This is a genomic window from Kutzneria sp. NPDC051319 (genome assembly GCF_040682195.1).
Taxonomy (GTDB): domain Bacteria; phylum Actinomycetota; class Actinomycetes; order Mycobacteriales; family Pseudonocardiaceae; genus Kutzneria.
Genome location: NZ_JBFBAM010000001.1, coordinates 42,272 through 58,481 on the forward strand (window position 1 = coordinate 42,272; position 16,210 = coordinate 58,481).

General features: G+C 70.5%; 16 protein-coding genes. 8 read left to right on the forward strand and 8 right to left on the reverse strand.

Features of this window, described 5'->3' with window-relative positions; translation table 11 throughout:
• The first annotated feature begins 9 nt into the window (after window positions 1-9).
• Window positions 10-624 (forward strand): hypothetical protein, encoded by a 615-nt coding sequence (locus AB0M73_RS00200; protein ID WP_363885102.1) that lies wholly within the window; start codon window positions 10-12, stop codon window positions 622-624.
• Between the two features lies 1 nt (window position 625).
• Here the strand turns inward: AB0M73_RS00200 and AB0M73_RS00205 are convergent, their stop codons facing one another.
• From AB0M73_RS00205 to sodN, 5 genes are all read right to left on the reverse strand, one after another.
• The gene (locus AB0M73_RS00205) at window positions 626-1,003 is read right to left on the reverse strand and encodes a hypothetical protein (RefSeq protein WP_363885104.1); all 378 of its coding nucleotides are present in this window, start codon (window positions 1,001-1,003) and stop codon (window positions 626-628) included.
• A gap of 56 nt (window positions 1,004-1,059) precedes the next feature.
• Window positions 1,060-2,454: an aromatic amino acid lyase gene (locus AB0M73_RS00210; protein ID WP_363885663.1), complete on the reverse strand. Its 1,395-nt coding sequence runs from the start codon at window positions 2,452-2,454 to the stop codon at window positions 1,060-1,062.
• A gap of 20 nt (window positions 2,455-2,474) precedes the next feature.
• A complete protein-coding gene (locus AB0M73_RS00215; RefSeq protein ID WP_363885106.1) occupies window positions 2,475-3,482 on the reverse strand; it encodes an ornithine cyclodeaminase family protein in 1,008 nt (335 codons plus the stop codon).
• 9 nt (window positions 3,483-3,491) lie between these two features.
• Window positions 3,492-3,857 (reverse strand): superinfection immunity protein, encoded by a 366-nt coding sequence (locus tag AB0M73_RS00220; RefSeq protein ID WP_363885108.1) that lies wholly within the window; start codon window positions 3,855-3,857, stop codon window positions 3,492-3,494.
• A gap of 142 nt (window positions 3,858-3,999) precedes the next feature.
• Entirely contained in the window at window positions 4,000-4,401 is a 402-nt protein-coding gene (gene sodN, locus AB0M73_RS00225) for a superoxide dismutase, Ni (RefSeq protein ID WP_198047823.1), read from the reverse strand.
• 93 nt (window positions 4,402-4,494) lie between these two features.
• Here sodN and AB0M73_RS00230 point away from each other — a divergent pair, with 93 nt between their 5' ends.
• Window positions 4,495-4,806, forward strand: coding sequence for a S26 family signal peptidase (locus tag AB0M73_RS00230; RefSeq protein ID WP_043722067.1), 312 nt, complete (start codon window positions 4,495-4,497; stop codon window positions 4,804-4,806).
• On the opposite strand, the gene rfbC is transcribed toward AB0M73_RS00230, so the two are convergent.
• Window positions 4,799-5,404 carry a dTDP-4-dehydrorhamnose 3,5-epimerase gene (rfbC, locus tag AB0M73_RS00235; protein WP_363885110.1) on the reverse strand — a complete coding sequence of 202 codons (606 nt, stop codon included), beginning with the start codon at window positions 5,402-5,404 and terminating at the stop codon, window positions 4,799-4,801. The two genes, AB0M73_RS00230 and rfbC, sit on opposite strands and share 8 nt — an antisense overlap.
• 294 nt (window positions 5,405-5,698) lie before the next feature.
• Between rfbC and AB0M73_RS00240 the strand changes: the two genes are divergently transcribed.
• Both AB0M73_RS00240 and AB0M73_RS00245 read left to right on the forward strand, forming a co-directional pair.
• Window positions 5,699-6,889: an NADP-dependent malic enzyme gene (locus AB0M73_RS00240; protein ID WP_363885112.1), complete on the forward strand. Its 1,191-nt coding sequence runs from the start codon at window positions 5,699-5,701 to the stop codon at window positions 6,887-6,889.
• A 222-nt stretch (window positions 6,890-7,111) separates the two neighbouring features.
• A complete protein-coding gene (locus AB0M73_RS00245; RefSeq protein ID WP_363885114.1) occupies window positions 7,112-10,303 on the forward strand; it encodes an EAL domain-containing protein in 3,192 nt (1,063 codons plus the stop codon).
• A gap of 70 nt (window positions 10,304-10,373) precedes the next feature.
• Here the strand turns inward: AB0M73_RS00245 and AB0M73_RS00250 are convergent, their stop codons facing one another.
• Window positions 10,374-11,813 (reverse strand): bis-aminopropyl spermidine synthase family protein, encoded by a 1,440-nt coding sequence (locus AB0M73_RS00250; RefSeq protein WP_363885115.1) that lies wholly within the window; start codon window positions 11,811-11,813, stop codon window positions 10,374-10,376.
• Between the two features lie 104 nt (window positions 11,814-11,917).
• Between AB0M73_RS00250 and AB0M73_RS00255 the strand changes: the two genes are divergently transcribed.
• From AB0M73_RS00255 to AB0M73_RS00270, 4 genes are read left to right on the forward strand one after another with little or no spacing between them, the layout of a single operon-like run.
• Window positions 11,918-13,042 carry an ATP-binding cassette domain-containing protein gene (locus tag AB0M73_RS00255; protein ID WP_363885117.1) on the forward strand — a complete coding sequence of 375 codons (1,125 nt, stop codon included), beginning with the start codon at window positions 11,918-11,920 and terminating at the stop codon, window positions 13,040-13,042.
• A complete protein-coding gene (locus AB0M73_RS00260; protein WP_043722076.1) occupies window positions 13,039-13,677 on the forward strand; it encodes an ABC transporter permease in 639 nt (212 codons plus the stop codon). The genes AB0M73_RS00255 and AB0M73_RS00260 overlap by 4 nt, the downstream gene beginning before the upstream one ends.
• A 3-nt stretch (window positions 13,678-13,680) precedes the next feature.
• Window positions 13,681-14,361 (forward strand): ABC transporter permease, encoded by a 681-nt coding sequence (locus tag AB0M73_RS00265; RefSeq protein WP_363885118.1) that lies wholly within the window; start codon window positions 13,681-13,683, stop codon window positions 14,359-14,361.
• Window positions 14,358-15,281 (forward strand): ABC transporter substrate-binding protein, encoded by a 924-nt coding sequence (locus tag AB0M73_RS00270; protein ID WP_363885119.1) that lies wholly within the window; start codon window positions 14,358-14,360, stop codon window positions 15,279-15,281. Before AB0M73_RS00265 ends, AB0M73_RS00270 begins: the two co-directional genes overlap by 4 nt.
• A gap of 111 nt (window positions 15,282-15,392) precedes the next feature.
• Here AB0M73_RS00270 and AB0M73_RS00275 read toward each other — a convergent pair whose 3' ends face one another.
• Complete coding sequence (locus tag AB0M73_RS00275; protein WP_363885121.1) at window positions 15,393-16,175, reverse strand: IclR family transcriptional regulator; 783 nt, start codon at window positions 16,173-16,175, stop codon at window positions 15,393-15,395.
• Window positions 16,176-16,210: the final 35 nt, after the last annotated feature.

The window sequence follows — 16,210 nt, forward strand, 5'->3', positions numbered from 1 at the left end:
GTGTCGTCGGTGCGTCATCCAAAACTCGGGGTTGTGGTGGACTTCGCCAACTGCGGGCCCGGCTCGCAGACCAGGATCGTGTCCGACCAGCGGCGCATGTATCTCGACGAGGGCCGCCAGCCGTGGGCCTACTACGGCCCGATGGTCGCGGCCATCCGCCGCGCGCTGGCCGATCCGTCGCCGCAGATCGCGTTGGAGTTGGCCGTGGCCAAGGTCGAGGACTCGGCCAAGCACGGGCACTTCGTCGAGCTGCAGAAGGGTTTCCAGCGCTGGCACGAGGGTTTCCGCGGCACGCTGGTGCCGGTCGGCACGGGCACCTGGGTCGGGTCCGACGCCGTGTTCGACGTCGCCCCGCAGCTCGGCCTGCGGCCGGCCAAGGGCCCCAAGCTGGCCGTCCAGCTCTACATGAAGGAGCCGGAGCTGCGGCCCGAGGCCGCCGCCGTCCCGCTGCACATGATGCGATCCGTGATGGACCAGGTCCTTCCGGACGGTGTGCCGGCGATTCTCGATGTGCGGCGCGGAAAACTCCTGCTCCCCTCCCGCCGCCGCAGCGACAGGCGCCTCGACGCGGACGTCGCCGGCGTCGTCGCCCACTGGTCGGCGATCTGGCGCGCCATCGCGTGAGTCAGTGGTTCTGGGTGAGGAAGGCGACGCCGTTGCGGTCGCAGCCGACCTGGGGGGCGTTGTGGGAGTCGGTGTCGGACTCGCAGGTCCAGCCGTTGACGACGAGGCGGCGGGCCGTGCCCTGGGCCTTGCGCGGGGCGTCGCGGTAGTAGGAGCTGAGCACGGCGATGGCCTCGGGGCAGGCGGCGGTGCCGGCCGGGAAGGCGGGAGAGACGAGGGAGCGCTTGCCGGCGGGGCTGGTGACGGGGCCGCAGTCGACCGGTGGCGTGTAGCCGGAGTCGGCGGGCGGCTGGGCGTGGGTGGGGCCGGCGCCGCAGGCGGTGAGCAGGGCAAGGCCGAGCAGTGTCACGACAAGCCGGGCCGGCAGCCAACGCCCCATCGTTCCTCCGTCCGAGTGAACTTGCTGCCCATTGGACGCACGTGGGGTGGCGCGGTTCACTCTTCGGCGAATTTGGCCCGCAGGCGTGCGATGTCGGGCCCGAGGGGACGGTCGACCAGGACGGGGGGAACGGTCTCGGCGATCCACGCGTAGGCGCCGCGCAGGCGGGGAGCGCCGGGCAGGCCGCGGAGGTGGTGCGCCTGGGCGATGCCGATGAGCTCGCAGGCGGTGATCGACAGCAGGTGGTCGGTCACCTGCCGGAGCTGCTCGCCGGCGGCCCATGCGTGCGCCTGCACGTCCTCCTGGCCGGCGGAGGTGTCGAGGGAGCCGAGCGTGGCCGGTGCGGCCAGGCGGCGGATCTCGTGCAGCTCGCCGGCGGCCCGTTTGTGGATGGGCGACAGGCCGGCCTGGGGGCCGGGATCGACGGCGAGCTGGGCGTTCAGGCCGGTGAACTGCGTGTCCATGAAGCGGTGCAGTCGCTGCACGCTGATCTCGGCGAGATGGGTCAGCGCGGCGGTGACGGCATCGAGGCGCAGGCCGATGGTGACGGCGTGGTAGCCGGCGGTGGAGGTGAAGCGCCCGTCCAGGAAGGAGGGGGAATCCGTCGGCGCGGCAAGGAGAAGGCCTCGTGCGGCGGTCAGGTCGTCGAGGGTGCGCTGCGCGTGGGCGATGGCCTGCGGGGCGACGCGGAACGACACCGGGGCCTGTACGAGATCGGAGCGGGTGGCGGAATCCGTTGTGCGGGAACGGATGTCGTCGAGCACGGCGGCGAGCACGGTGTCGGGGCCGGCCAGCGCAGGGTGGTAGATCGAGCGGGGCGCGCCGAGCACGTCGACGGCCATGGCGGCGGCGAGGGTCTGGAGTTCCAGCGCCTGGGCGGCGTCGGCGCCGCGCATGTAGGCGTGCGCCAGGGCCAGCGGGGAACCCTGGATCAGGCTCGCGCCTTCCTTGGGGCCCAAGGCAAACGGCTTCGCCTTGCGGCGCTTCAACGCCTCGGCGGCCGGCTTCTCGACGCCGTCCTCCAGGACCGTGCCGATGCCGACGAAGGTCTGGAACGCGTGGGACAGGGGGATTATCTCGCCGGCGCTGCCCAGCGCGGAGCGCGGCACGGCCGGCACGAAGTTGTCGTTCAGGCGGTCGGCCAGGAACTTGACGAGCTCGGGGCCGGCGGCGGTGGTGGGCGCGAGCAGGCCCTGGAGCTTCACCGCCAGCAGGGCACGGACATCCGGCTCCGGCAGCCACGGCGCTCCGCCGACGGCCCGCCCGATGAGCAGATTCCGTTGGTGCGCGGCCTGTTGCTCGGCGTCGAGGGCGACGCCGGCCAGCCGGCCCATGCCCGTGTTGACGCCGTACACGGGCTTGTCGGCCGCCTCCAGCGCGGCCAGCATGGCCCGCCGGTTGGCGGCGACGTCGTCCAGCGGGCCCAGTTCGACCCGCTGTCCCCTGGCCACGGCCAGGATGTCCAGGTCCCTCACCGGTACGGCAGCATCGTGCCGACGTCGTTCGCCTCGGCCCGGTGCAGGATCATGTCCGCCACCGCGAGGTCCGTTGTGGACAGTCCGCGGTGCCAGAACAGGGTGCGTTCCTTGTCGTTCTCGCGGCCGGGCCGGTGGCCGGCCACGATCTGGCCGATCTCGGCGTGAATGCGGTCCTCGGTCAGCAGGCCCGCGTTCAGGTGCGGCCGCAGCGCGCCGAACCTGGGGTTGCCCGACTGCGATTCCCGCCAGTTGTCCACGACGATCTTGTCCACGTCGTCGAGCAGGTCCAGCGCCAGCGCGCTGATCGTCCCGTACGGCACGAGGAAGCTCCCCGGGCGGAGGAACTCCTTGCGCAGCAACGGCTCCGGCTCGTTCAGCCGGGACGCCTCGACCAGCACGTCCGCCCCGTCGAGCGTCTCTTCCCACGTCGTGGCCACCGTGACCGGCTTGCCCAGATGCTCGCTCAGCCGTTCGGCGAACGGCTCCCGGGACTCCGGCCGGCGGCTGGTCACCCGGATCTCGTCGAAGTCGAAGACCGAGTCCAGCAGCACCACGTTCCACCAGGCCGTGCCGCGGGCTCCCACGTGCCCCAGCACCTTGGCGTCGGCGCGGGCCAGGTACTTCGCCCCCACCGCGGTCATCGCCCCGGTCCGCGCCTCGGTGATCATCGTGCCGTCCACGATCGCCTTCGGCATGCCCGTCTCCGGGTCGAACAGGCTGATCAGCGCCATCTCGCTGGGCAGGCCCCGCTCGTGGTTGGCGACGAAGTCGCCCACCACCTTCACCCCGGCGACGCCCTTGTCGGTCAGGCTGCCCCGGAGCACGTTGAAATGCCCCCGGCCGCCGTTGTCCGGCACCAGGTGGGTCCGTGGCTCGAACACCACGCGGTCGTTGCCGTGGTCGGCCAGCACGTCCTCCACCGCCGCCACGATCTCGGCATCCGTGATGCCCAGCGAGTCGATGTCGGCGCCGGACAGGTAGCGCATCCAGACCGTTGTCACAGGGCCAGCCTAGATCGTCTGCCCCGTCCAGGCCGTGCCGTTCCAGTACCGCTGCATCCCCGACGCGTCCGGGTACCAGCCGGGTGGCGGCGTCGCGTTCATGACGTTGACCTGCACCGATGGCGCCACGGCCAGCGCCACCTGGTCGGCCGAGCAGGCCATCACCAGCGCGATGATCCAGCCGACGAACGTCCAGCCCAGCAGCAGGTTGATCACCGCGACCGACGCCGTGTTGGACTTGCGTCCACTCGCGGCGATCGCCCACGGCAGCATGTAGCCGACCGTCAGCACCGTCACCACCCAGGCGAACACCACGTGCCCGTCCGAGACCGCGGGCGGCTGGACTGCGGCGCGATAGGGCATCTGATACGTCATGACGGCTCCCCTGCGGCTCGACCGAATGGCCGTACGGCAGAGCATTCGTCCCCGACCGGGTGATCGTTAGCCGGGAACGACAAACGGCGCCGACCGGCGGAACGCGTCTCCGCTGGTCGGCGCCGTCAGCAGGCGATGGTGCTCAGGCCGCCTTGGTCTCCCAGAAAATCTTGTCGATCTCGGCGATCAGGTCCAGCAGCTCCTGGCCCTTGGCCGGGTCCATGGAGCCCTTGGCGCCCGAGGCGCCGGCCGCCTTGGTGGCCTTGTTGAACAAGGTGTGCAGCTCCGGGTACTTCTCGAAGTGCGGCGCCTTGAAGTAGTCGGTCCACAGCACCCAGAGGTGGTGCTTGACCAGCTCGGCGCGCTGCTCCTTGATCTGGATGGCCCGGGTGCGGAACTCGGGGTCCTCGTTGCCCTGGTACTTCTCCTGGATCGCCTTGACCGACTCGGCCTCGATCCGGGCCTGGGCGGGGTCGTAAACGCCGCACGGAAGGTCGCAGTGCGCCGTCGCCTCGAGGCGCGGGCCGAGGATGCGCGACAGCAGTCGCATGGGTCCTCCCAAACAGTGGATGCTCCGACGTGCGGAACCCTACTCCGGACGGCCGGAGCGGGCAGGTGGAGGTGATCGTTGGCACCGGTGGGAATAGATCTTTGGCCGCTGCGTCGACTGCGGGTGCGCGGCCCGTCGATGGCGCCGACCCTCAAGGACGGGGACGTGCTGCTGGTCAACTTCCGCAGACGGCCGACGGCGGGCGCGATCGTGCTGGTCCGGTGGCGGCAGAGACCGGAGCAGCTGTCGGTGAAGCGCGCCGTCGACCAGCGCGGGGAGCAGTGGTTCGTGGTGGGCGACAACCAGTTCGGCTCGACGGACTCCCGCGACCTGGGACCGGCGGACGTGCTGGGCGTGGCCACCTGGAGACTGTGGCCACGCCCGGGAAGGCTCAGCTGAGGCCGCGCAGCTTGTCCCGGTAGGCGACGCAGTCGTCGTAGCTGGGCAGCAGGCCCGCGGCCTTGGCCTTGGCCAGGGTCGGGGCGTCGCGGTCCTTGTCGGACAGGATCGGCTCGATGTCCGACGGCCAGGGCAGCCCCAGCGCCGGGTCCATCGGCGTGATGCCGTGCTCGGCGCCGGGGTTGAAGCCCTCGGAGCAGATGTAGGCCATGGCGGTGTTCTCGGCCAGCGCGATGAACGCGTGGCCGAGGCCCTCCGACACGTACACGGCGTTGAGCTTCTCGGACTCGAGCAGCACGGAGGTCCACTGCCCGAAGGTCGGGGAGCCGACGCGGATGTCGACGATCACGTCCAGCAGCGAGCCGGCCGGGCAGTAGACGTACTTGGCCTGGCTGGGCGGCACGTCGGCGAAGTGCACGCCGCGGATGGTGCCCAGGCGGGAGACGCTGTGGTTGGTCTGCGCGAGACGCAGCGGGTGGCCGACGGCCTCGGCGAACGCCTGCCCCTGGAACGGGGCGGCGAACCGGCCCCGGTGGTCCGGAAAGGCCGGTGGAGTGAATTCCCAAGAACCTGCGATGTCGAGCTCGCGAACCTGCATGGCGTCGGAGGTTAGCCGCTTGACCGATCGTGAACCGAACTGCCTGCGGAAACTGACCGGTCGGTGCAAGCAATTCGTACGGTCGTCTTGCTGAACCGCCTCTGAGCTGGGCAAAGAATGTGATCCCCGCCGCAGACAGACCGGTGATCGGCTGTCACACTGTGCCAACCCCAGCGTCGTCCGACCACAGTTTCGATACCCGGAACGCGGTGCTCGGATCGACTGCACGACGCGCAGTGACCGACGCGACAGCGTCGATCGCGACCACGCGCGCCCGCCACGCCGCCGTGTCTGATGAGGGACGCCGTGACTGCTGTGAACGAATCCGCCACCGAACTGACCGACACCGAGATATTCGCCGCCCATGAGGGAGGCAAGCTGGGCACCGCCGTGACGGCCCCGCTGGCCGACCCCAAGGCGCTCTCGATCGCCTACACGCCCGGAGTGGCGCGCGTCAGCCGCGCCATCGCCGAGGACCCCTCCCTGGCCGCGAAGTACACCTGGGCGCACCGCCTGGTCGCGGTCGTGAGCGACGGGACCGCGGTGCTCGGCCTCGGCGACATCGGTCCGAGCGCGTCGCTGCCCGTGATGGAGGGCAAGTCCGCGCTGTTCAAGAAGTTCGGCGGCCTTGACTCCATCCCGCTGGTGCTGAGCACCACCGACGTCGACGAGATCGTGGAGACGCTGGTCCGCCTGCGCCCGTCGTTCGGCGCGGTGAACCTGGAGGACATCTCCGCCCCGCGCTGCTTCGAGCTGGAGGCGAAGCTGATCGAGGCGCTGGACTGCCCGGTCATGCACGACGACCAGCACGGCACCGCGATCGTGGTGCTGGCCGCGCTGCGCGGCGCCACCACGGTGCTGAGGCGCGACTTCGCCGACCTGCGCGTGGTCGTGGCCGGCGCCGGCGCGTCCGGCGTGGCCTGCGCGAACATCCTGATGGCCGGCGGCGTGGGCGAGGTGACGATGCTCGACTCGCGCGGCATCGTGCACACCGACCGGGACGACCTGAACCCGATCAAGCGGGAGCTGGCCGGCCGCACCAACGCCTCGGGCCTGCGCGGCGGCGTCGCCGAGGCGCTCAAGGGCGCGGACGTGTTCCTCGGCCTGTCCGGCTCGACGGTGGCCGAGGACCTGATCGCGACGATGGCCCCGCAGGGCATCGTGTTCGCGCTGTCCAATCCGGACCCGGAGATCCACCCGGCCGTCGCCGCCCGGCACGCCGCGGTGGTGGCCACCGGCCGCAGCGACTTCCCCAACCAGATCAACAACGTGCTGGCGTTCCCGGGCGTGTTCCGCGGCGCGCTGGACGCGGGGGCCCGCCGGATCACCGAGAACATGAAGCTGGCCGCGGCCGACGCGATCTTCCAGGTCGCCACGGACGAGCTGGCGGTGGACCGGATCGTGCCCAGCGCCCTGGACCCGCGGGTGTCCGTCGAGGTCGCGCGGGCCGTCGCCGCGGCCGCTGCGGCGGATGGAGTAGCGTAGTCGCGAACGCGGACCCGCTCGGCCGGTCGATCCGCTTTTTTCATACGTCGCCAGGATATTGGCGGGGACGGCTGTGAGTTCGGCGGTGGACGCGATACCGTCGCTGGCGTCAGGTGCTCCCCGGGGGCGTGTCGTGACCGACGCGCCCCCGGCGCACTGTGATGCAGTCGCCGGCTTGGCCCACCCATGCCGCCCCGGTGGCCGACGCGGAAGGGCGGAGCCGTGGCTGAGCGCAGCGGGCAGGCGGGACGCGCACCTGTCACGCTCGGTGGTGCCCGGCTGCCGAACGCCCGCCGCGGCCCGATCGAGCTGGGCGGGCTGACGCTGTCCGAGCCGCCGACCCTTCGTGTCGACGCGAAGGGCCTGGTCATGCAGGCCAACGCCGCCGCGGCCGCGATGATCGGCGCCACCGACCCCGACCGGCTGGGCGGCGCCGCGCTGCGCGACCTGTTCGCCGGGCAGGAGCCCGATCTCCGGCTCCGTCGGGTGGACGGCAGTGAACTGCCGGTCCGTGTGGTTCAGACGCCGGTGCCCGGCACCGGGTTGCATGCCATCGTGCTGGTTGATGTCTCCGATCTCGCCTCCGCCGCGGCCGAGCTGCGCGAGGAGCGGCGCCGGCTGACCGACGTGCAGCACGTGGCCGGCATCGCCTCCTGGGAGTTCGACCCGGCGACCGGCAAGACGGTGTGGTCGGACAGCCACTACGAGATCCTCGGCATCGAACGCGGCTCCGTGGAGCCGGGCGCGGAGGCCGTGCTGGACCTGGTCCACCCCGACGACGTCGAGATGGTGCGCGACTACTGGAGCAACCACCAGTTCTCGGGCGAGGCCATCGACATCGAGTACCGCATCGTGCGCCCGGACGGGGACGTGCGCTGGCTGCGCGGCGAGGCCCGGTCCACGGTCGGCGTGGACGGCCGGCTCGGCCTGGTCACCGGCTACATCAGGGACATCACCGAGCGGAACCGCACCAACGACGAGCTGGCCCACGAGCGGGCCCGGCTGGTCGAGGCCCAGCGGATGGCCCGCATCGGCAGCTGGACGCTGGACGTGAACACCGGCTACACCTACCGCAGCGAGGTGCTGCGGGAGATGTACGAGCTGGTGGGCGGCTCTTCGTCGGACGAGACCTTCATGCCGGGCGTGCATCCGGACGACCACTTGCTGATCACCGAGATGCGGGACAAGCTGCTCACGGCGCAGACCGACGAACCGCTAGAGGTCGAGATCCGCGACGTCGGCGAGCGCGTGTACATCTGCCGCGCCCGGGCCCAGCTGTCCTCCAACGGCAAGGTCGAGCAGCTGCTGGGCACCATCCAGGACGTCACCGAGCAGCGTGCGCTGGAGCGTGAGCTGCGTGACGAGCGCCGCCGGCTCTCCGACGCGCAGCGGGTGGCGAGCCTGGGCACCTGGGAGTGGAACACCGGCACCGACGACTGCACCTGGTCGGGCATGATGCGCGAGCTGCTCGGTGTGGACGAGCAGGAACGCGCCACCTACCAGCGTTATATGAGCCTGGTGCACCCGGACGACCGCGGCTGGGTGGACGAGCTGTGGCAGCAGTTGGCGGTCAATCGCGAGCCGGTGGAGTGCGAGCACCGCATCGTCCGCCCGGACGGCCTGGTCCGCGTGCTGCGTTGTCACGGCGCTTCGGTGCAGGGCGTCGGCCCGGTATTGGTCGGCACGGCGCAGGACGTCACCGCGCAGCGCACGGCCGAGGCGCGGATGAAGCTGTCCAGCCAGCGTTTCACCGACCTGGTCGCGGTGACGCCGGTCGGCATCGGCCTGTTCGACGAGGCCGAGCGCCTGGTCGACGCCAACGACGCGCTGTGCGACCTGCTCGGCATCGAACTGGAGCAGCTGCGCGGCATGACCGCGAGCAGCATCACGCACCCGGACGAGCCGGTGGGCTGGCTGTCCGCGGCGGCCCGCCTCACGTCCGAGCGCGAGGGCGGATTCAAGGTGCCGCAACGCATTCTGCTCCGTCCGGACGGCGAGCTGGTGTACTGCGAGCTGCACATCGCGATCTCCGTGCAGGACGACGGCCGCCGGTTCTGGCTGGTCGTGTTCCAGGACATCACCGAGCGCCGCCGCGTCGCGGAATCCCTGCGGCATCAGGCCCATCACGACGAGCTCACCGGTTTGCCCAACCGCGCCGCGGTCAAGGAGACGCTGACCCGGCTGTTGGCCGGCGAAGGCGCCGAGAAGATCGCGGTGCTGTTCTGCGACATCGACAACTTCAAGCGGGTCAACGACTCCCTCGGCCATGACGCCGGCGACGAGCTGCTGGTGGCGCTGGCCCGGCGGTTGGAGGGCGGCCTGCCGTCCGGCTGCACGGCGGCGCGCATGTCCGGCGACGAGTACGTGATCATCTGCGACGACATCGACGCGGCCGGCGGGGTCGAGGCCCTCGGCACGCGGGTGGCCAGCCTGCTGCGGGCCGCGGTGCCGGTGCACGGTCAGCTGGTGCGGGTGTCGGCGTCGATCGGCGCCGCGATCCCCAACGGCTCCCGGACCAGCGGGGCCGACCTGCTGCGTTTCGCCGACGCCGCGATGTTCGAGGCCAAGCGGCGTGGCGCCGGGCGGGTCTCGCTGGCCTCGGCGGCGTTGATCGCGTCGGCCGACCGGCAGGTGCACCTGGAGGGGCAGCTGCGTGAGGCGCTGGCCAAGGACGGGCTGACGCTGCACTTCCAGCCGGTGGTCGGCGTGGACGGCACCGTGCAGACGGCCGAGGCGCTGGTCCGCTGGCCGCATCCGGATCGCGGGCTGCTCGCGCCGGACGCGTTCCTGCCGGTGGCCGAGCAGGCCGACATGATGCGTGAGCTGGACAGATGGGTGCTCCGCACCGCGCTGCGCGAGGCTTCGACATGGCCGGTGCCGAACGGCAAGCCCGTCGCCGTCGCTGTAAACCTTTCCGGGCTTGTTCCAGGCGACCCGGACTTCGTGGACGCGGTGTCCAACGCCGTGGCCGAATCCGGCATCGCGTGGGACCGGGTGGTGCTGGAGCTGGTCGAGACGGCGCTGGTCGACCTGCCGTGCAAGACCATGCAGCAGATGGACATCCTGGTGGCCAAGGGCGTCCGGTTCGCGGTGGACGACTTCGGCACCGGCTACTCCTCGCTGGCCCGGCTCAAGGACCTGCCGGCGCAGATCATCAAGGTGGACCGGCGGTTCGTGTCCGGCGTGGGCAACGACCCGTCCGACTTCGCGGTCGCCCGCGCGGTCGTGGACATGGCCCGGGCCATGGGTCGCAGCTGTGTCGCCGAGGGTGTGGAGACCGCGACCCAGTTCCACGTGCTGCACGGCGTCGGCGTCGACGCCTACCAGGGCTGGCTCTTCTCGCGCCCCGTCCCCCCACGCGAGTTCCGCGCCATCCTGGCCCTAGGCCCGCTCCACGTCCCCCGCGCCGGCTAACCCCTTCTTATGCAGGGAAGGACGCCTTACCCTCGTTGAACGCGGGTAAGGCGTCCTTCCCTGCATAAGCTCAGGCGACGATGGCCTCGATCCGGTGCCGGGGCAGGTCGATCAGCCGTAGGTCCGTCTCGCCCGGGATCCTGGCCGCCACGAGCTCCTTGGCCTCACGCTTCGTCAACGTGCCGCCGGATTCGGCGATCATGTTTTCCCGCAACATGTTCCCGAGCTTGCCGTGCACCCGGTCCAGCAACCCGGCGCCGCTGCGCGTGGCCACCACGACCGCGTGCTTGCCGTCCGGGGTGCTGCGATGGAACCGCAGCCGGTACTTCGAAGCGACCACAGTGGACAGTGACTTCTGCCCCCGCTCGTCGCGGACGTCCACATGGTTGTTGGGCACCAGCACCGACAGCTTCTCCGCGTTGCAGGCCAACAGAATTCGCAGCAGCCACGGGCCGGGGTCGGCCGAGGCGTCGACCGTGAGGGAACGTCCGGTGATCGGCTGGGTCCAATCCGGTTGCTGCACAACGGAATCACCGGTGAACGCCAGCAGTGCCGAATTGTCCACAATGGACACAGCCTCGATGGACTGCGGGCCGTGGGTGTAGATGCCGGTGCGCTGCGCCGCCTTGCGGCCGCGAGAGGTCGCCTGGCACACGTAGAGATCGGCGGCGCTGCCGATGGCCTGCGCCCCGTCGAACCGGTGGAAGCCCGGCAGGATCGCCTCGAACGCCAGCCCGATGCCGAGCAGTTCCTGCTGCACCTTCTGGCCCAGCGCGGGCGTCCGGTCGCTGAAGCCGTAGGCCAGCAGCAGCCGTCCGGAAGCGGTGTCGCGCAGCGCCTCGATGCCGCGGCCGGCGAACAGCGCCATGCCTTCCGGCGTGTAGGGCGGATCGCTGAAGACCAGATCTGACGATTCCGTTACGGCAGGCGGCAGTCCGAAGCGCAGATCCGCGTGCAGGCAGCGGATGTTGAGGCCCCGCTCCCGCGCGCGGGTGTCGATGTGGGCCAGCACGCGGTCGTCCAGGTCGACGACGATCACCGCGGCGGCCGGGTTGACCGCGGCCACCGCCAGCGACGTCAGGTCGTGGTCACCGAGGCAGAGCACGGTACGCCCGGACAGTTCATACTGCTCGTTCAGCCACTTCGCCCGCCGCGCCACGGTCTCCGGCGTGGCCTGCACGTGGTCGAGCGCGGCCAGCGGCGGCGGCACGGAGTCCACATCGGAACGGATCATGGCGAGATCCGGCTCAACGATCGGGGGAACCGGGAAAGCCTCGGTGTACGAGGCTCTGGCCGAGGCCCGGATCTCGTACGTGTCACGGTTTCGCACCAGGTCACCGTCCAGCGCGGACAGCAACTCCTCGACCCCGCGCCGTGGCAGGGCCGAGTCGCGCACCAGCTCAGCCAGCGAATGCGGGCGCCGGCACAGCATGTCGATCACGCGCCGTGCCGGCCCGGTGCGCGCTCCGTGGCCGGAAATGGCCGCGCGGGCCTGGTCGAGTGGGGTCACAATCGGGTAAGCCTACTGGTTCGCACATGCTGGAACGGAGTGCCGCTGTCATAGGTTGCGGCTACTGTCGTCCGCACTACCGCAACGACCGGAAGGACCTCGGGGTGATCGAGTTCCAGGCCGTGACCAAGCGGTTCGATGACGGCACCGTCGCCGTCGACGAACTGAACCTGACCGTGGATCCAGGACGGATCACGGTGTTCGTCGGACCATCGGGCTGCGGGAAGACGACCTCCCTGCGCATGATCAACCGGATGATCGACGCCACCTCGGGCGCCATCCTGGTCGACGGAAAAGACGTGCGCCAGTCGGACCCGCCGCTGCTGCGGCGGGGTATCGGCTACGTGATCCAGCAGGCCGGGCTGTTCCCGCACCGCACGGTGCTGGACAACGTCGCCACCGTGCCGGTGCTGGCCGGCTGGAGCCGGGCCAAGGCCCGCAAGCGGGCCGCGGAGCTGCTGGAGACGGTGGGCCTGCCGGCCACCATGGCCGGCCGCTATCCGGCCCAGCTGTCCGGCGGCCAGCAGCAGCGCGTCGGTGTGGCCCGCGCGCTGGCGGTCGACCCGCCGGTGCTGCTGATGGACGAGCCGTTCAGCGCGGTCGACCCGGTCGTCCGCGAGGACCTCCAGAACGAGCTGCTGCGGCTGCAGGGCGAGCTGGACAAGACGATCGTCTTCGTCACGCACGACATCGACGAGGCCATCAAGCTGGGCGACAAGGTCGCGGTGTTCCGCACCGGCGGCATCCTGGCCCAGTACGACAAGCCCTCGGAGCTGCTGGCCCGCCCGGCCGACGACTTCGTGAGCAACTTCGTCGGGCGCGACCGCGGCTACCGGGCGCTGGGCTTCCTCACCGCATCCGGGTTGACCGTCGGCGAGATCGCCAGCGTGCAGCTCGGCGACACCGCCGGCGACGCGCGGCGGAAGTTGAGCGACGGCTGGATTGTCGTCGTCGACGAGCGCCGGCACCCGTGCGGCTGGTTGTCGGCCGACCGTCTGTCCGGTGTGGACGAGAACGCCACCGTCGACGCGGATCTGGTGATGTCGGGCGGATCCCTGTACGACACCGAGCACGGCTCGCTGCGCAGCGCCCTCGATTCGGCCCTGAGTTCCCCGTCCGCACACGGTGTCGCCGTCAACGGCAGCGGCGAGCTCGTCGGCTCGATCACGGCCGACGAGGTGCTCCGGGCGCTGGCCGCCGCGCGCACCTCCGGCGAGGTCCCGCAATGACGTGGGTGTTCGACCACCTGGGGTTGCTCGGTGACCTCACGGTGACGCACGTCTACCTGTCGGTGCTGCCGGTGGTGATCGGCCTGATCATCGCGATCCCGCTGGGCTGGGCGGCCAGCCGCTGGCGGCCCGCGCGGGCGATCCTGCTGACGGTCAGCGGCCTGCTCTACACGATCCCGTCCCTGGCGTTGATCGTCATCCTGCCCGCGCTGATCAGCACCAAGACGCTGGACCCGGTCAACGTGATCATCACACTGACCGTGTACACCATCGCGCTGCTGGTCCGGTCCATCGCCGACGCGCTGTCGTCGGTGCCGCCGACCATCGTCGCGGCGGCCACGGCCATCGGCTACCGGCCGCTCAAGCGCTTCGTGGGCGTCGAGTTCCCGCTGGCCATCCCGGTCGTCGTGGCCGGCCTGCGGGTGGCCATGGTGTCCAACATCAGCCTGGTCAGCGTGGGCGCGCTGATCGGCATCGCCGGCTACGGCCAGCTGTTCACCAACGGCTTCCAGCTCCAGTTCGTCACCGAGATCGTCACCGGCATCGTCGCGACGCTGGTGCTGGCCCTGATCGCGGACCTGGTGCTGCAGTTGATCGGGCGGCTCGTGACGCCGTGGACCAGGGTGGGGAGGTAGGCCGTGAACCTGTTGACGAGCTGGCTGTTCGACCCCGCCAACTGGAGCGGCTCGACCGGAGTGCCGGCACGGCTGGTGGAGCACCTCTGGTACACCGCGCTGGCCCTGCTCATCGCCGTCGTGATCGGCTTCCCGCTGGGCGCGATGGTCGGGCACACCAAGCGCGGCGGCTTCGTGCTGGTCGGCGCGGCCAACGTGCTGCGGGCGCTGCCCACCGTCGGTGTGCTGACGCTGGTGGTGCTGCTGGCCGGCATCGGCCTGATCCCGCCGATCGCCGCGCTGACCCTGCTGGCCATCCCGCCGATCATGGCCGGCGCCTACGCCGGCATCGGCGCCGTCGAGCCGGTCGTGGTCGACGCGGCCCGCGGCGTGGGCATGACCGAGCGGGAGATCCTGTTCCAGGTCGAGATCCCCAACGCGATGCCGCTGATCTTCGGCGGCGTGCGCAGCGCCGCCCTGCAGGTGGTGGCCACCGCGACCATCGCCGCCTACGTGGGGCTCGGCGGTTTCGGACGGTACGTGTTCGACGGCCTGGCGCTGCACGACTATCCCCAGATGGCGGGCGGCGCGATCCTGGTCGCCGTGCTCGCGGTGCTGGTCGAGCTGGTGCTCACCGGCGTGCAACGGCTGGTTGTCTCACCCGGGTTGCGCCCGGTGAGGACGAGTGGAGGAATCCAGAGATGAAGCGAACCGTAGCCGGCCTGGTCACCGTCCTGGTGGCAGCGCTGGGCCTGACCGCGTGCGGTGGGGGCGGCGGTGGCGACCCGCTCGCCGGTGGCAACAGCGGCTCCCAGTCCCCGTCGGACACGATCACCGTCGGGTCGGCCAATTTCCCGGAGAGCCAGCTGCTCGCCGAGATCTACGCCGCCGCGCTGACCAAGGCCGGCGTGAAGGTCAGCAAGAAGCTGAACATCGGCAGCCGCGAGACCTACATCCCGGCGCTCAAGGACGGCTCCATCGACCTGATCCCGGAGTACAGCGGCGTGCTGCTGCAGTACTTCGACAAGAGCGCCACCGCCACCAGCGCCGAGGACGTGTACACGGCGCTGGGCAAGGCGCTGCCCAGCGGTCTGTCCGTTCTGGACAAGTCGGCGGCCGAGGACAAGGACGCCATCGTCGTCACCAAGGAGACGGCGACCAAGTACAACGCGAAGTCCCTGTCCGACCTGGCCCCGCACTGCGGCGACCTGGTGCTCGGCTCGGCGCCGGAGTTCCAGAAGCGGCCGGACGGCGTCCCGGGCCTGCAGAAGACCTACAACTGCACGTTCAAGGACTTCAAGTCGCTGGACGCCGACGGCCCGCTGACCGTGGCCGCCCTGCAGCAGGGCACCATCCAGGCTGCCGACATGTTCACCACCGACAGCACCATCGAGAAGAACGGCTGGGTCGTGCTGGAGGACCCGAAGTTCAACTTCGCCGCGCAGAACGTGCTGCCGCTGATCAACACCAGCAAGGCCAGCGACACCGTGAAGAAGACGCTCAACGCCATCGCCACCAAGCTCGACACGAAGACGCTGACCGAGCTCAACACCAAGCTCGGCGCCCCCGACAAGCCCGACGCCTCCAAGATCGCCACCGACTGGCTCTCCAGCGCCGGCCTCTGACCCGCACTGAGAACCCCCGCGAGTCGCGCTCTCAAGCACACCGAATGCAGGTTTCGGGCACACTGCCCGAAACCTGCATTCGGTGTGTCCCAGAGCGCGACTCACGGGGGGTTATTTGTGGCCGCCGATTCTCAGGGTTAGCTCCTCGGCTGACCTCCGCACTTCCGCCGCGATGTCGGGCCAGTCCTGGCCGCAAGCGCTTGCATCTGGGCAGACGTGGCGGAAAGTCGTGCTGATGGCGGCGATGGGGCGGCCGCCGTGGTCGAAGACGGGGGCGGCCACCGAGGCGAAATCGGCCGTCACGAAGCCGTCCTCGACGAACCAGCCGCGCTGGCGTTCGGACGACAGGAGGCGGCGCAGCGAGGGCAGGTCCCGGGGGCCGCGGCCGGTGCGGTCGACGAAGCTGCCGACGCCCGGGAACAGGGCCCTGACCTGCGCCGGCAGTAGAAAAGCCAGCATGGCTCGGCCGGAGGCGGGGAGATGGGCCGGTAGCCGCACACCGACGTCGGAGACGAGCGTGTTGGGCTGCCGGGGCTGCTCCCGCAGCAGGTAGAGGGCCTCGGCCCCGTGCAGAACCCCGAGGTGGGCGGTGGCCCCCGCTCGGTCGACCAGCCGCCGCAGCAGAGGCCGGGCTAGCCGCTCCAACGGGTCGTGGCGCAGGTACGCCGACCCCAGCTCGAAGGCGGCCACCCCGAGCCCGTAGCGGCGCTCCTCGGGCAGGTGCGTCACGAAGCCGGCGTCGGCCAGCTCAGCCAGCAGGTGGTAGGCCGTCGACCTGGGCAGATCCAGTTCACGGGCGATCGTGGCGGCGGACATCGGGCCCGGCCGGGTGGACAACAGGCGCAGCACGGCCAGTCCTCGCCGCAAAGCCGGCACGTCACTGCTGCTACCCACGGGTACACCTCGGCACGTCTGGTATCTCAGACACT

What these genes read in the sequence shown, in the direction of transcription:
- AB0M73_RS00205 (WP_363885104.1), bottom strand. Translation starts at nt 1,003, where the DNA reads ATGGGGCGTTGGCTGCCGGCCCGGCTTGTCGTGACACTGCTCGGCCTT.
- AB0M73_RS00220 (WP_363885108.1), bottom strand. Translation starts at nt 3,857, where the DNA reads ATGACGTATCAGATGCCCTATCGCGCCGCAGTCCAGCCGCCCGCGGTC.
- rfbC (WP_363885110.1), bottom strand. Translation starts at nt 5,404, where the DNA reads ATGCAGGTTCGCGAGCTCGACATCGCAGGTTCTTGGGAATTCACTCCA.
- AB0M73_RS00240 (WP_363885112.1), top strand. Translation starts at nt 5,699, where the DNA reads ATGAGGGACGCCGTGACTGCTGTGAACGAATCCGCCACCGAACTGACC.
- AB0M73_RS00260 (WP_043722076.1), top strand. Translation starts at nt 13,039, where the DNA reads ATGACGTGGGTGTTCGACCACCTGGGGTTGCTCGGTGACCTCACGGTG.
- AB0M73_RS00270 (WP_363885119.1), top strand. Translation starts at nt 14,358, where the DNA reads ATGAAGCGAACCGTAGCCGGCCTGGTCACCGTCCTGGTGGCAGCGCTG.